Annotated in this window: 18 protein-coding genes; all 18 read right to left on the bottom strand. The window is 52.8% G+C overall.

Annotated elements, in window-relative coordinates:
- Positions 1-34: 34 nt before the first annotated feature.
- Genes D568_RS0106895 through traD form a run of 18 tightly spaced genes read right to left on the bottom strand, consistent with a single transcriptional unit; the run spans position 35 to position 13,847 of the window.
- Complete coding sequence (locus D568_RS0106895; protein WP_020208855.1) at positions 35-430, bottom strand: DUF1525 domain-containing protein; 396 nt, start codon at positions 428-430, stop codon at positions 35-37.
- Between the two features lie 20 nt (positions 431-450).
- The gene (locus tag D568_RS0106890; RefSeq protein ID WP_020208854.1) at positions 451-831 is read right to left on the bottom strand and encodes a conjugal transfer nickase/helicase domain-containing protein; all 381 of its coding nucleotides are present in this window, start codon (positions 829-831) and stop codon (positions 451-453) included.
- A gap of 11 nt (positions 832-842) precedes the next feature.
- Positions 843-1,040 carry a hypothetical protein gene (locus tag D568_RS21650; RefSeq protein WP_157497734.1) on the bottom strand — a complete coding sequence of 66 codons (198 nt, stop codon included), beginning with the start codon at positions 1,038-1,040 and terminating at the stop codon, positions 843-845.
- Positions 1,041-1,065: 25 nt separating this feature from the next.
- Entirely contained in the window at positions 1,066-3,891 is a 2,826-nt protein-coding gene (locus tag D568_RS19570) for a conjugative transfer ATPase (RefSeq protein ID WP_020208853.1), read from the bottom strand.
- Complete coding sequence (locus tag D568_RS21050) at positions 3,888-4,262, bottom strand: hypothetical protein (protein ID WP_020208852.1); 375 nt, start codon at positions 4,260-4,262, stop codon at positions 3,888-3,890. The genes D568_RS19570 and D568_RS21050 overlap by 4 nt, the downstream gene beginning before the upstream one ends.
- Positions 4,263-4,269: 7 nt before the next feature.
- Entirely contained in the window at positions 4,270-5,682 is a 1,413-nt protein-coding gene (locus D568_RS21045) for a TIGR03752 family integrating conjugative element protein (protein WP_020208851.1), read from the bottom strand.
- Positions 5,672-6,457, bottom strand: coding sequence for a TIGR03749 family integrating conjugative element protein (locus D568_RS0106870; protein ID WP_020208850.1), 786 nt, complete (start codon positions 6,455-6,457; stop codon positions 5,672-5,674). The genes D568_RS21045 and D568_RS0106870 overlap by 11 nt, the downstream gene beginning before the upstream one ends.
- Complete coding sequence (locus tag D568_RS19555; RefSeq protein WP_020208849.1) at positions 6,454-7,068, bottom strand: DUF2895 family protein; 615 nt, start codon at positions 7,066-7,068, stop codon at positions 6,454-6,456. Before D568_RS19555 ends, D568_RS0106870 begins: the two co-directional genes overlap by 4 nt.
- Positions 7,065-7,433, bottom strand: coding sequence for a DUF3487 family protein (locus tag D568_RS0106860; protein ID WP_020208848.1), 369 nt, complete (start codon positions 7,431-7,433; stop codon positions 7,065-7,067). Before D568_RS0106860 ends, D568_RS19555 begins: the two co-directional genes overlap by 4 nt.
- Positions 7,434-7,442: 9 nt before the next feature.
- Positions 7,443-7,829, bottom strand: coding sequence for a hypothetical protein (locus tag D568_RS0106855; protein ID WP_040516363.1), 387 nt, complete (start codon positions 7,827-7,829; stop codon positions 7,443-7,445).
- 10 nt (positions 7,830-7,839) lie between these two features.
- A complete protein-coding gene (locus tag D568_RS0106850) occupies positions 7,840-8,070 on the bottom strand; it encodes a hypothetical protein (protein WP_020208846.1) in 231 nt (76 codons plus the stop codon).
- Positions 8,071-8,075: 5 nt separating this feature from the next.
- Entirely contained in the window at positions 8,076-8,432 is a 357-nt protein-coding gene (locus D568_RS0106845; RefSeq protein ID WP_020208845.1) for an RAQPRD family integrative conjugative element protein, read from the bottom strand.
- Positions 8,429-8,914, bottom strand: coding sequence for a PFL_4695 family integrating conjugative element protein (locus D568_RS21040; RefSeq protein ID WP_020208844.1), 486 nt, complete (start codon positions 8,912-8,914; stop codon positions 8,429-8,431). Before D568_RS21040 ends, D568_RS0106845 begins: the two co-directional genes overlap by 4 nt.
- Positions 8,911-9,441, bottom strand: coding sequence for a transglycosylase SLT domain-containing protein (locus tag D568_RS0106835; RefSeq protein ID WP_020208843.1), 531 nt, complete (start codon positions 9,439-9,441; stop codon positions 8,911-8,913). Before D568_RS0106835 ends, D568_RS21040 begins: the two co-directional genes overlap by 4 nt.
- Positions 9,438-10,163, bottom strand: a complete 726-nt coding sequence (locus D568_RS0106830; protein ID WP_020208842.1) for a TIGR03759 family integrating conjugative element protein — start codon at positions 10,161-10,163, stop codon at positions 9,438-9,440. Before D568_RS0106830 ends, D568_RS0106835 begins: the two co-directional genes overlap by 4 nt.
- Complete coding sequence (locus D568_RS0106825) at positions 10,160-10,918, bottom strand: hypothetical protein (RefSeq protein ID WP_020208841.1); 759 nt, start codon at positions 10,916-10,918, stop codon at positions 10,160-10,162. The genes D568_RS0106830 and D568_RS0106825 overlap by 4 nt, the downstream gene beginning before the upstream one ends.
- Before the next feature lie 8 nt (positions 10,919-10,926).
- A complete protein-coding gene (locus tag D568_RS21035; RefSeq protein WP_020208840.1) occupies positions 10,927-11,607 on the bottom strand; it encodes an IncC plasmid conjugative DNA transfer DtrJ family protein in 681 nt (226 codons plus the stop codon).
- Complete coding sequence (traD, locus tag D568_RS0106815; RefSeq protein ID WP_020208839.1) at positions 11,604-13,847, bottom strand: type IV conjugative transfer system coupling protein TraD; 2,244 nt, start codon at positions 13,845-13,847, stop codon at positions 11,604-11,606. Before traD ends, D568_RS21035 begins: the two co-directional genes overlap by 4 nt.
- Positions 13,848-13,890 lie beyond the last annotated feature (43 nt).

The raw sequence follows: 13,890 nt of genomic DNA, 5'->3' as shown, positions 1-13,890 counted from the left end.
CCCCTTACGTTCGCCTCTTCTAAAAGTGAATCGGTCATTGCTTCCCCCGGTAAATCAAAAGCGCTTTACGGACGTTTGTCGTGCCATAGACGACCTGCCGACCGTCCAGGACAATCGCCGGTACCTTTTTAATTCGATATCGCATGGCTTGGCCAAAGCCTCGATAAGATTCACGAGCGGCGGCCAGGTGAGCTTTACCCTCGGCACTGGCGAGCCAGTCGCTGACTTTTTCACGCACCACACGTTCAGTGCCCGTGATGGAGGGTTTCTGGCGCTTAATCAGCTTCGGCTTATCGAGGTTCCAGAGCGTAATGTCGGCGCCTGGTACACGGCTTTGAGGCTCGGAGTGCATAGTGCTACGGTAGAAAACTTCGACAGAGACATTCTTTTGCGCAATCGCACTGCAGCTGGTCAGAGTAAGAACAGCCATTATCGCGACTCTGCTGATCGTTACGCCCATTGAGGTACCTCGTTACGCACCAGGTGTGCGGGTAAATTGGGAAGGACCTTTTCAAGGTTGTGGAACGGGATAACAACACCTACTTTATGAACACGAACAGAAAGAGTTCCATGTTTAGTGGCGTTGAGGTGTCGACCGTGGAAATTCCCTTTTTCAACCGGGCATCGAGTATGTAACCCTAAGGATAAAAACTCGTGTTGTGCATCGAGCCAACGGTTGGGCATATACATCTTGAATACGGCAGGAGACTCTAAAAATAATCCGCCCTTATCGAGATGAACAGGACTATCATGTGCGCCGATCACAACGGTGTCGTTGGCGACCGCACCTTGAAGCCAGCTGATGAATGTTTCGTCTATTGTTTGCCCCACAGCAAACCTCCTTATTTTGCTTCAATGCTCGGAATGTCCCATTTTGCTCGATAGGTACCCGGCACCTCTTGAGCATTGCCTGTTGCCTTTCGAAGCGGCCTCTTTATTCCATCTTCGACAAGATAAAAAATATCGCCTCGACAAATATTGCTCGGATGACACGGACGCATGCCAAGTTCGGTTTCTTTGAATGCAACGGTAATTGCCATTAATCTGCCCCAAAAATACGTAGCTTTATCGATGCTCTAATACGGATTGCCTTCTGGCTTCACGAAGCTTGTCAGCTAGCTTGAACGCCGCTTCCACCTCAGTGCAGCCAAACTCATCCATGACAAGCCGGCGCTCTCGCTTCTCTTCTTTTTCAGTGCCAGCGAGCAGCAGGCACGGCGCGGGCGGCACATTGCGAAATAGACCTTTCATGGTGTCGCCAAGAACAACACCCTCCGTGTACTTTTTCTGAACTTTTTTAGTGTTGAGCAGCATGTCGCGCTCATCGGATGTGAAGGTTTTGAATTTCTCGATTTCCTTGAGCTCTTTGGCATTCACAAAAAGCACTAACCACCACTCAAACATGGATAGAATCTTTTCCGCTTCGTCGGGAAAATCTTCCATGTTCTGGGTGGCCATCCAGAGCCAAACGCCGGCGCGCCGACCCAAGAGCTTTGCCAGGGTTACCAGGTATTTTGCTAGTAAGCGTTCGGTCGTGATTACATGGGCCTCATCGGTCAGAGCGATGGTGTCGCGACCGTCGTCTTTGGTGCGTTTTGCCCTGGCGATGATTTGATTCATAATGGAGATGTAAGCGACGGAGAGCTTGTCTTTGGTGTCATTGCCGCTGGCGAGGATGCCGAGATCAATACGGATATAGTCAGCGTCAGGAAGCTCATCACCTTTACGGTTAAACAGCTCACCCGCGAACCCATCGGTGAAAAGCTTCATGGAGTCGACCATCTCCTCGATGCGACCGCGCTTTTCCTGCCGATTCTCTTTGGTGGCATCCAGAGCCCGAATAACGTCCTCAGTCAATAGATACTCGCGGCCGGATTTCCGACACTCGACGGCCGCAGCCAATATGGCCTCCTTCAGGAGGGCACCATCTTGCCGGCTGAACTTACGCTCTTCGGATTCAATACAGCCGGTGACCATGATCTGAGCGATGATGAGCAATTCACCAAGAAGGTCACGCTCGACCTTTTCGGTAGGCTCCTCTTCAATGTCGTCGGCGTCTTCCTCCAAGTCCGCGTCTACCGCTATCAGGTCTTCGGCCTTGATGATGCTGCCATTGGCATCCACCAATTCCAGCGCGGCCTGGAAAGGCGCCAGCGAGGGTGCAACACCCGGAGAAAGTGTGATGTCGACGGTGCTTAAACCTTGCTGTTTGAACAGCTCTGCGAGTAAACCAAAACTATTACCCGCTTCCATGACCACAAACCGTGGCCGGTAGATGGCCATAATGATCATCTGCAGATAGACCAGGGAGGCGGACTTACCTGCACCGGTGGGCCCATACAAAAACAAGTGCGCGTTTCGGGCACGATCGTTCAAGTTAAGCGGATCCACCATAAAGGGTTCTCCACCGCGGTTTGAGAACAGCAGGCAAGGATTACCTGTACCTGTTTCACGGCCATAGAACGGCAGGATGTTTGCCAGGTGCTGGGCGTACATAAAACGGTTGCGCCGCTTGATGTGATCCAAGCGGTGGTCATAACCCATCGGTATGAACCGCAGGTAAGAATCCAAGCGGTAGACATCGTCATCACCGGCGATGAGCTCCAGACTGTTGTTACCCAACCAGCTGGTGACTTCATCCATTTGATGTTCCAGTTCGATATCGTCATCCGCGCGTAGCGCAATGGCGATCGACACCGGGAGAATGAGATTGCCTGACTGCAGCTGCTCGCGGCCGTGCTCGATCGCACGCCTTGCGGCCGCCGCTTCCTCGGTTTGCGCCTTTGAGCGCTTTTCCATGATATCCAGATGCTTTTTGATCGCGCTGCGTGTTGGCATCACGAATGTGATAATCACAATTGAAGAGCTGGGAAGTTGGTCCAGTACACAGATGGTGCTGTCACTGACTTGGCGCTCCGCGCTCAGCACACCAATTTCAGGACGATGCGATAATCGCTCTACCTGAAGGACGGTGTGTGGGAGTCCGTCGAAGTACCAATTACCGGTTTTCTTATCCGATCTGGCATCGGGCGATACCACATCATCAGCCAGCGAGTAATCGAACGGTGTGGCCAGTTCATCCTCGCCCACATCATCCGAGGAGGCATACCGGTTGGATTCCAATAATGCCTCAGTATCACCACCGGTTTGTTGAGGTGCAGGTCGGAACCAACGGAAGAGCCAGTTCCGAATCGTCTCCCCTTTGAGGCGAGTCGATTTGATACCGGCGACCTGCAGGTTCATCGATAATTTCTTGAGGGTGGTGTTCAGCTCCTGGAGCGGATTCATATTGCGGCGCAATTTGATGCCGCGGCTTAAACGCCGATAAACCACCATATACACCCGGCGATAGTTCCCGCCCCAAGGCAGCTCATTGCCACTGGAGGAATCAATGAACAGGCCTTCAGGCGCTCTCATGTCCTCAACGTGGGGCCGAAAGACGTTATCCACGAACCAATCGGTATAGGGGTGGACGTCACCCACTTGTTTCGCCTGGCGACTATGAGCGTAGTCGCGCACCCGATCTGGCAAGTGTTTGAATTCCGCTTTATCCGGGAACGCAAATACCTGGCAGATCCAAGGGCTGCGATCGGTACCGGGGAAGCTCTGTGTCAGGACACGCTGGATCGCATCGCGCTGGGAGATCATGTAATCCATGGAGCGCGCTTCGGTGCTGATCGGCTTAATCTCAATAACACCGGCAACGCTGTAACCATCCTCCAGCAGCACAGCATTGTCATCACCGACAATACCCAGCCACGGCAACAAATCACTAATGCTCGCTTTGTCGCGGTAGCCGCCCTCAAGGTCGGCATCGGTGGCCGTTTTCTTACCGAATGGGGAGCCATCCAGGAACAGCTGCTTAAGGATATCGTAGGCGCTGGCACTCATGGGGCACCTCCGCCAAGGTTGTGGTTGGCAGTGGGCGCCTCTCCGGGCATACCGTAAATATCCCGTGGCCACAGCTTGAAGGGTACGGTATAGCCAGGCACGGGCAGCCCGTCAGTCCCGACAGTGCGAGGACGCACGTACAGATACAGCGTTGGATTAGGAAGTGCCGGAAACAGGTTGTCAGTTTCATTCTGAACCTGACGGGTGTACGCGGTGTAGTCCGGGTCAGGCTCTACCAGATCGCGACCACCCACGACTCGCGGCAGTGATTGAGCAGAGCCACCACCGACTTTCTGGTCATAGACTTCGCGCATATCCAGCCCGTCGTCTTCCGGCTCTGGAATGGTCGAACAGGCTGACAGCACAGCCATTAACCCACTAATTAAAGCTGTTCGGAGAATCCAGGGATTCATAGCTCACCCTCCGAGCGTTTTTGTTGTGATTGATGTGCAGATCGCGAGCAACGTGAATGGCCACCTCTTGACCAGGTGCTACATAGATGGCGTCAAAGGTGTCCTGAAAACGCTCCTCAAAAATATCGATGGTTTTATCCAGACCGGATGCGGCCAAACCCCACTCGCCGTATTCGCCGCGATCACCGGTGACACTGGAGATGACGGTGCCGCCATCCACACCGGTGGTGCGCAATGAGTCAGCGCGATACTTGGAGTAGCCTTGGGCAGCACCCAGTATTGTCATGAGGGACGCCTGCTTATAAGCGTCGGTGATGCGCTTGCCGGCGATGCAGGGTACGCCCTGACGGTCGGAGATATAGCCGATGTTCTTACCGCTCTGGCCTTCACCAAAGCTGGCTCCGAGAGCGTCGGCACTTACCGTCTTATCGGGCGGCATGTGATTGATCGTGCCGTCGTCAAACACATAGGTAGCCCCGGTCAGCTCGACCGATACACACGACAGCGACCAGTCACCACGGGCAACGCCATCGAAAATCACACCATCAAGGCCGGGGATCTGATGGCCGTTTGCGGCCATGTTGTCCGAGCCCACAATGAGCTTCACCGGGAACGGGTCTTGGACCTGCCCACCGATGGGCACACGGCCGATCAAGGCGGTCATGGACGTGGCGTCAAACAAGGTCGCTCTGGCCGGAATCGTGTACACGGGCTCACCGCTGCTCATGGGATTACTGAGCTGGGGAAGTGAACTGTCACTGTCGGTGGGGGCCAGTGATTGCGAAGGCCTTGGGGCTTCGGAACCCGTGCTTAACGGTTTTAAGCGACGGTAAGAAGGTCGACCTTCTACCGAGGTGGTTTGCTCGTAAGTTGGCGAGGTATTGCCGAAGGCAAAACTTTCGCCATTGATCTTGTAATCGACCGGATCCTCAGAACCACTCGCGAAACCTGGAGTGTTGAACCCAAAGTTTTTAAGCACGGCACCTTGGTTGTCCATAGAGAAGTTGCCGACCTTCAGGCTGTTGACCTTCTGCTCCAGCTGGGACAACTGATCGGAAAGGGCTGAATTAATCTCTTCACCCTTATCCGTGGACATATCCGTTACCGTCTTCTTGAGTGTCGCGATTTGATCATCACGCTGCTTAAGCTCCCGGCGAAGATCCCCGTATTGCGCCTGTACAGTACGCAGCGTCTCTTCGGTTGTATCGCCAGAAGCTGTATCAGTAATGGTCGGCGTCGCCGGCGCATCCGGTGCCCTGGATCCCGCCGGCACCGATGGTGAGCTTGTTTGGGTGTTGATCGCGACCACGATAACAACCACCAGCAGGATAGCCGCGATCATCCAGGGCATGCGGTTGGTGCGAACTTTATTGGCCATAAGACAGACCTCCTACTGCCTGAGGCAGCGGGTTATCGCTGATCAGGTAGACCGTGGTGCGATCCTCCAGGGTGCCCTTAGGGCCAAGCCAGTTGTGCTGAAAGGCGATGGAGTCAAATTCGCCGCGTACCAGGCGAGGATCCAGGGAGACCTTTAACGGGGATCGATTAATCACCTCTACGGCAGTTAAGTAATGACTCCATCCACGCCAGGCAGCGACCGGGCGATAGTAAAAAGATTCACCATTGCGGCTACGGATAAGATCGGCCACTTGCTGCGCAGGCACCGGAACCTGTTTGATTGCACGGTTATGAGGTGCCAGTCGCACCGGACCGTACAGCGATTGCGCGGCGTAGCGTGTGAGCTCGATCTGAAACGGATTTTCGAGCCCGGCCGGCTCGCTGTCGGTTTGTGTGGACTTGGCCACTAAGGACGGATTCTCAATCACGTAGTCTGCCGCCGGCGCGTCTTCAGCGGCCTCCATATCGATGAGATACACACGCTCCTGATTCTCGCTCTGCACAATCAGACGTCCAGGAGTCGCTGTCTCCAGCGCTTTAAAGTAGGCGACAGAAGGATTGGCCTGAGTCGCCTCCAGGTTTTTGAGAAGTTCAGAGGGTATGTCGATACTCACAGGCTCTGGAAATAAGACACGGATCTCTTCACCAACCGGGAGCGTGATAGTCACCGGGTGACCGGAATACACCAAGCGAGTGTCAGACCAAGTAACCACCGACAAGCACAGAAGTGCGAAGGTCAACAAGATACGGGTCACAACTCACCTCCCACACCAATGCGCGCCGGGTCATTGAAAAATCCACCGATGGCAACGCCAAATTCGTTGCACGAGCGTGAGTCGCGGTAGGCGTACAAGGGATAGCGCATCACGACATTTTTCACTTCCTCCCCGACAACGCGCTCGACCAAGGCAAGATCCAGCCAGACGTACCAGGTGCCGTTACCCAAGGCTTTAACGTGTTCCTTGGTATAAAACGTTGCAGGAGAAATACTGCGCGTGCGCGATAGCTCACCATTGGTGCGACGCTTTTTCACATCGTCTTTCAACCATTTGTACATGTCGGCCGATACATAACATTTCATTTCATCGACGTTGCTGTCGTAGTCGGCCAGGCCACTCTCAAGCCACTCGTTAATCTGCTTCCAGATATAGAGGGTGTACATGTACACGTTGGCTTGCTCGGGCATGTTAGGGCGCAACACCGCGCCCTCTGATAGGTCTGGCGGAACGTGCATACGAAAGTCCTGCTGAACATTGGCAAGACGATAATGCGCGTGCGTTAACAGCAGCCCGAGAAACACCAACCCAATGGCCAGATACCAATTTAATCGCTCACGCGCGGTCAGCGCGTTTCGGATACGGCTCATAAGCTTCGCCCCCGCTGAAACCTTTCGGTTTTGTTGAATATTCGATCCCCAATACCCCACTCACTGAGCATCAACTGAAGGACCTCTTTGTAATAGTTGTCGCCACGCTCTTCTTTGTTGGTCATTAACTTACGAAGCACAAAAACCGATAATGCTATGGTGCCTCCCATAAGAATCACCGCTCCCGCAAGAATGGCTAAACTGGATGACACACCGAAAAGCACGATAAAGACGATCACTGCCGTGAGCAGTGAAATTGCGCCACAGGCCACAGCGACTACGGAAATCTCACTGCCGGTGCAGCCCATAAACACCACGGGTTCATCGGTGAGATCATCAGCCAACTGAATTTCTGAGTGCTCCACGGTATCCCCTTAGCTGAAGAACTGGTTGGTAATCCAGATGGCAATAGCCAACGCCACAAGAAAGAACATGACACCGCCCGCAATCGATTTACCGGCCGATACCCATTTGGTGTCGCCGTCTTTGGCATCGCGAATATCTTTGAGGGCTTCGAGGAGAACTTTCACACCCAGATAAGCAACCGCAATCCAGATCACAACGGCGGCCACGTATTTAAAAATGTTGAGCAGCACATCGAGGGGGTTACCACTGTCAGTATTAACGCCATCCATTTCCAAGCCAGGCAAAGAAGGCGCATCAGCAAAGGACAAGGACGGCAATAGCAACGTAAACGCGACCATGACTCCTAATCGCATCCACTGTTTGAATGATTGATAATTCAGAAATGTGTTTTGCATGTTGATACCCTCATGAAATTGCTGGCGTTATGAGCCAGATAAAAAAGAAAAACAGCACAAAAAATCGGATAAGAAGGTTCAGAACATCGCCTTCTTCCATCTCGCCTTTTTGACGACGTTGCCAGCCCGCCACCAAAGCCATCCAAATCAGAAGCGCCAACAAGCCACCAAAAATGATGGCAAACGTCATGTAGGCGTACAGTGGCTCTAAGCCCGAGATGGCTTGAAATTTATCCAGCATGGCGCCTACTCAACAAACACACCGATGATCTGATCTTGCTCGATAGCCGCCTCGGAACCTTCCCGCGGAAGATAATCACTGTCGAGATTCTTCACCTTGCGTGGTGAACGAGAAGGTGCCCGTAGGTGGCGCTCCAATGCATCGCGAATCTCGGCAAGATCCGTATTCAGCGCCTGATAATTGAGAGGAAACCGAGTGTCGATCGCGCTGACCGAGTTGGCTTTTGAAACAAGACCTTGGGCATCTTTCAGATACACCAGCACTTTCTCCAGGGCTAAGCGTTCCTGATCAGTCACATGATCGACGCCCGCACTCGTTGCGCCGGATATCAATAGCAACAGCGTCAGAACCAGGTATTTCATTGTGTTAGGACTCCCTGATGAACAAAGAAAGGGTAATGTTGAACGCCCCAGAGCTCGGTAAAGCTGGAGCCTGGTGCGGCGATAAGAGTCAGTGGCTTGAGAATGGAACGCAGCTGCTGCAGTTGTGCGGCGGATTCCACATTAACGACAAAGCCCTTGGCGGAGGCCTCCACCAGTTTTTGTTTGTGGGCACTGACCCATTGAACCGAGTAGTTGTCGTACCCCATCACAAAGAACGAGGGATGCAGCTTTGCCGTTTCATGAGGTAATGGCAGATCACCACCACGAATCCTGCCCGGACTCATACTGGGTGTATGAACCGGAAAATGATCATTTAGGTATGCATCTCGGCGTGGAGGTGTCAGTTTGATTTCAGGTGTTTTCAGGAATGGATTACCACCGAAATCCGCAATGGTTTCGGGGGATTGACCTAAGGTCTCCTGACAGAGCAGCGCAATCAGTAGAGTGGCGATACGTTTCATTTGACACCCCCTGCGATGAGAGGCTGCCATTTAGAGAGAACCTGAGCACGATACGACGCTGCAAGTCGGGGATTATTGGGTGCATGGTAGCGACCGGCGGCGGTCACCCAGTCGCCCGAGCGTTCGTATTCAGAACGCAGTAAGGCTGCCGCATACTGAATGTTGGCGTAGGGGTTTATGATGAGGTATGGATCATTGATCATATGGGCATGGGCACACCAGTGGATCTGACACAGCCCGATGTCCACGTTGCAACGATTCTGGGACAGAAACTCGGACAGTGCTTTGGCCGCCTGCTGAGCGTCCGCGAAGTAGGCGCCACGGCCACCGAGGTTGAGTGTCCACGGCCAAGGGTGGTAGGCGCCTGACTGACTGTAGCCACTCTCCTGGAGACAGATGGCATACAAGAGTTCCGCTGGGACATTAGCGTGCTTCGCCGCAACCAAGTACGGTTCTGGGACAGTCTTCTCTGCCGCCAAGGCCTGGCAGCTGAGCATGATCGAAATAATCAGGATGATCGATTTCAAAACTCGACCTCCATAAGCTCGCCGTCCATGCGAGGGTCGCGAACATAAATCTGAGGCAGATCGCCGCTGTTGGGCGACATGGCTTGAAAGAGGCCACGGTCAATATTGAGTGTGATCTTACCGGCATCATTCACGAGCTCCGGCGGAATCGCATGGGTGGCTGCCCATTGAATGATGTCCTCACGCTCAATCTTGCCGATAAAGTAAATATCGAGACTGGCTTTATTCTGAATGACCGATTCCAGCGTCTTCTGGCATACCTGGATACAGTTTTCATCGGTAAACATCACGAGCTTTGAATTGGCCGTAATGTTCGAAATCGACGCCGATTCAACATCAATCATCGCGATCTGTTGACCGAAATACTCTTCTTTGGCGGACTTATATGCGAGGTGCCAGGCACGCTCATTCATCAATCGCTGCCAGTCCTGCCTGGCGGCGATTTTGGCGTATCGAGTCCGCTCTAACTCAGATTGAGCATTTAGGCCGAGGGCTGACACCGGGCTGATATTGGGTGTCCAGGTGCCGCGTGGCCCCTGCATGATGTCCTGGTAGGTTGCCCACTCGAACTCCGTTAACCCCCAGCGCAGCCAGGGCTTTACAGCCTGAGTGCGGCCGGTGAGGCTGTCGGTACGCTGGGTATCGTTGATCTCGGTCTGCGCTGCCTGACAGAGGCAGGCCGTTCCCAAAAGCACCAATATCGCGAAAACACGGATGATCATATGGACACCGTTAACCGCGTGATTTGGTCTTTGTAGGTGAACTGGACTCGACGACCGGTGAGATCGACACCGGTCAGTTTCCAATCCATCCACCGGCCATTGAGCCCCATATCCCGGCGATGGCCGTCGTGTGAGACTGACACCTGCACTAAGGTGCCCATTTGCTTGATGGCCACAACCGAGAAAGGTAGCTCTGGATTTTTGATCGGAGTCGACGCCTTGTGCTCTTCTTTAAAATCGAGAAAGGAGCGGCGTAGATGGTTGATATCCGAAGCGTTGTCGTTATCAGCTTCACGCATGTCGGACAGCTGCGCCTTAATCTCCATCAGGGTGCCTTGCATCAGCTCGACAGAGCTTTTAACCGACTCAATCTCACTCTCAAGCTTTTGCTGTACCGCGCTGTTGGTTTCCAACACAACGGACTCGGAATACAGATCTTCAGAGGACTCCACCTGTAACAGCGAAGACGTAATATCGGGGTCGACGTTGTCGGCCGTTTTACGTTGAATGTCGATGGGCGGTTCGGGTAGTGATATTTTCTCTACAGGCGGTGTTGACTGATCCTCGACGACTTCTTGTTTGGCTTCTGGAAGGAAAACCACAAAGCCTACGAATGCCACTAGCACCAATATCAATATTGATGCCAAGCCGAGTTTGAACCACGATGGCATTGAAGAGCGGTTATCAGCGATAGGCTCTCGGGGTTCATCCGAATGCTCTATGTTTGGCAAACTTGAGTCAGTAGTCGATTGCATACGATCCCCTAAATAAACTTCTTGAACGTTGACGCGGTGTAATACACGAACGTGAAGAAAAGCAGCTGTGGCACGATGAAAAAGAGCGCTGGATTGATTGAGAAAGGAAGCGTCAGGTACAAGCCAGAGCTCAACCCGATGGCCGGTTTTATCCAATCTTTTACTCGGTGATACACAAAGGATGATTCCACACCACCACAGGCTTTTCGGATGTCGCGAGCGACCAATCCATCAACGAGGCCTAAGAGGCCCCAAAGGATGAAGGCCGGTAGTGCGAGCAACACCACAGCCAGACGAATAACCAGCGTGTAGGTGATATCAATGGCACTGCTGATCCCTATGGCAAGCCATCCCATGTACTGAGAGAGAAGATTCAGCGCTTTGGGCAAACCAATAAAACTGTACGCTTCGTTCACCCACGTAATGGCCTTGTCAGCCAATTGCACTGGGTGAAGTTTTAGAAGTGCGTTCTGATCGATGTGCGAGAGATAGCCGATCTCTTCGGTGAGCATGTGTCTCGCGTGGGTCTTATCCCACCAACCGGCCAGCATGCCAATCCACTCGATGACGATGGAGATAAACACCGCAAACAGAAACCAAGAGACCAGAGAGGCAACTTGTGAGATGGTGCTACCGAGTATGGTTTCTCGGCCGGTATCTTGTCTGTCTATGCGCTGAGTGCGTGTCATGCGACCTCCGCCCACCGTGCTGGCATTTTGTGCCAGCCTTCGGAGTTCTTCGCGGCGTACTGCTTGCGCATCTCATTGGTGACAAATGAGAGATCCGAGGGCAACGATTTTTCATCGTTGAGAATGGGAAGGCGAATCTTGTAAAGACGACTGCCCACCAGGGCAAAGGCTTGGCCTTTGGGTAAGCGTGTTACATCACCAGGGTGCAACAACGGTACTCGTTGAGTACCAATGTGCTGCTGTGTGGATGAAACAAAGTCCACCTCTTCAGAGGCTGGACTGTCGGTCGCGCCACTACGGAGGCCAAGTGTATGCACATCCACATCAGGCAATTGCTCGGTCAGCAGTTCAGCCGTGGCGAGCTCTTTCACGCGCAGCATAATGATAGAGCCCAAGTTACCAATTACCTGAGCGGCTTTAGCGGTATCGCCAAACCGAACGATAATATCGCTCATGGTTTGGGTATACGCGGTCAACTGGAACCCGGCGCCGCCGGCCTTGTTGGCCATCGGCACAAACTCTTTACCCACGAGCTCGTTGAATTCATCCAGGTGAAGACAAACCTTGCGCTTCTTGCCATTGCGGCCTTCGACTTTCAGCAAGCCTTGATCTGATCCAAATTTGTAAATAGAGCCCGCAGTAGAAGTCAAATCAGCAAACATGGAACTGCCCACAGCGCTTGCGACTTCCGCGTCGCTTAGCGCATCGAGGCCGATATACACAATGCCGCCTTGGCGAATGATCGACTTCCAGTCGATGATTGGTCGCTTGTCTTCCAGGTCGAGATAATCGGGCGACAGCAGCTGGCCCGTTTTACCAGCACAGAGTTTTTCCAATAGCGGGAAAAGAGACGCGACCAATTTGTCGTAGAAAGATTTCTCATACTCAAAGGTCTTGATCAGGGCGTGGGCGACTTCATCGTATAGGCCGTATTCTTTGTAGACGACCACAGCTGCCCATGCCTTACGATCTCGCGCTGACATACTGCGATCAGGCTTTCGATCTGACTCTTCGACTTTTTCAATGTCCTTTTTCCATTTTGGGAACTCGGCTTCATTTTTCTTAAAGACTGCTTGCAGGTATTCATACAGAAGCGGGTCAATATCAGCGCCGTATTGTAAATAGAACTCATAGGAGAGGCGTTTACCGAGTTCGGTACCGGCGCGGCTGATCACATTCACATAGCGCCAAGCAAATTCACGGAAGGCTGCGCTATTACCTTCACCCGGTAACTGGCTAGCAATTCGACTGGCTGGTTCAGTAATACGCCCAAAGGAGCCTACCGGGTTATAGCGACAAGAAACGTCCGGGTAGCCAAGGTGGAACATATAGAACTGGTGTTCACGTCCGGCTTTGACCGATTCGGCCCACATGCGAATCAGCAATTCGGCATCGCCTTTCGGGTCAAAGACAATCACGACATCGTCGTTGTGTATGTCCTGAGTGACCAGCACTTCGCATAGTCGTGTCTTACCTACGCGAGTGGTACCCACGACAAATTTATGCGCAACGCGCTCACTTTGAGGCTCGGTGATATCGTATTCACCTTCCCACAGACCAACACCGTGCGTGGTGGTATCACCACCTAAATCTAAATTGACGGGCGACCAAGGATTAACCCAGTGGGTACTGCCCAGCAAATTGCCAAGACCCGTAGTTAATGGCGAACGCTTAAAGGCGGATTCGATTTGACGTGCGCGTTTGTATCCCGGTGAGGAATAGCGTTTAACGATGTGACGATTTTCGGGTTGCTTACAATCGTGGTGGCGCTGGGTATGAATGGCTTCCCACTCAAAACCTTTTCCCAGAAATAAGTCTTTTTTGCTGCACGGAATCTCGGTGCTGCTGATCTCCCACCACGGCAATACCGTCAATCCATGCTGATACTTCATAAGCTGAACGGCGGAAGCGGTTCGAGTACAAAAACGATACCCACAGAAAGCGGCCAGCGAATACGCCACAGACGGCACGGTTAATAACATGCCGGGGCTCATCACCGCGAGGCCTGCACCACAGGCATAGGCGAGACTCGAAGAAAGCTCTACCGGTGGTCGCATTAGCGATTCTATGGGGTGTTGGTTACTCATACGGCTGAGAATACTGACCGTGACGGATTTCGCATCAATCAAACTGCACAAGGGCTGTACAAATTGATTGCTGAAATAAGGAAAGGAAAACGCTAAAAAGCGGGCTATGCCCGAATGGTTAATGGCGTCTATCAAAAAAGGCGCCCCGGTCATCCACTAAAGTCCGTGGATGACCGGGGCGGCCAAAGGGGCATAA

The sequence above is a fragment of the Gilvimarinus chinensis DSM 19667 genome (genome assembly GCF_000377745.1).
In the GTDB taxonomy this organism is placed as follows: domain Bacteria; phylum Pseudomonadota; class Gammaproteobacteria; order Pseudomonadales; family Cellvibrionaceae; genus Gilvimarinus; species Gilvimarinus chinensis.
This window is presented reverse-complemented; position numbering and strand designations above follow the sequence as displayed.

What these genes read in the sequence shown, in the direction of transcription:
- D568_RS0106895 (WP_020208855.1), bottom strand. Translation starts at nt 430, where the DNA reads ATGGCTGTTCTTACTCTGACCAGCTGCAGTGCGATTGCGCAAAAGAAT.
- D568_RS21650 (WP_157497734.1), bottom strand. Translation starts at nt 1,040, where the DNA reads ATGGCAATTACCGTTGCATTCAAAGAAACCGAACTTGGCATGCGTCCG.
- D568_RS19570 (WP_020208853.1), bottom strand. Translation starts at nt 3,891, where the DNA reads ATGAGTGCCAGCGCCTACGATATCCTTAAGCAGCTGTTCCTGGATGGC.
- D568_RS21050 (WP_020208852.1), bottom strand. Translation starts at nt 4,262, where the DNA reads ATGGCTGTGCTGTCAGCCTGTTCGACCATTCCAGAGCCGGAAGACGAC.
- D568_RS21045 (WP_020208851.1), bottom strand. Translation starts at nt 5,682, where the DNA reads ATGGCCAATAAAGTTCGCACCAACCGCATGCCCTGGATGATCGCGGCT.
- D568_RS19555 (WP_020208849.1), bottom strand. Translation starts at nt 7,068, where the DNA reads ATGAGCCGTATCCGAAACGCGCTGACCGCGCGTGAGCGATTAAATTGG.
- D568_RS0106855 (WP_040516363.1), bottom strand. Translation starts at nt 7,829, where the DNA reads ATGCAAAACACATTTCTGAATTATCAATCATTCAAACAGTGGATGCGA.
- D568_RS0106850 (WP_020208846.1), bottom strand. Translation starts at nt 8,070, where the DNA reads ATGCTGGATAAATTTCAAGCCATCTCGGGCTTAGAGCCACTGTACGCC.
- D568_RS0106845 (WP_020208845.1), bottom strand. Translation starts at nt 8,432, where the DNA reads ATGAAATACCTGGTTCTGACGCTGTTGCTATTGATATCCGGCGCAACG.
- D568_RS21040 (WP_020208844.1), bottom strand. Translation starts at nt 8,914, where the DNA reads ATGAAACGTATCGCCACTCTACTGATTGCGCTGCTCTGTCAGGAGACC.
- D568_RS0106830 (WP_020208842.1), bottom strand. Translation starts at nt 10,163, where the DNA reads ATGATCATCCGTGTTTTCGCGATATTGGTGCTTTTGGGAACGGCCTGC.
- D568_RS0106825 (WP_020208841.1), bottom strand. Translation starts at nt 10,918, where the DNA reads ATGCAATCGACTACTGACTCAAGTTTGCCAAACATAGAGCATTCGGAT.
- D568_RS21035 (WP_020208840.1), bottom strand. Translation starts at nt 11,607, where the DNA reads ATGACACGCACTCAGCGCATAGACAGACAAGATACCGGCCGAGAAACC.
- traD (WP_020208839.1), bottom strand. Translation starts at nt 13,847, where the DNA reads ATGACCGGGGCGCCTTTTTTGATAGACGCCATTAACCATTCGGGCATA.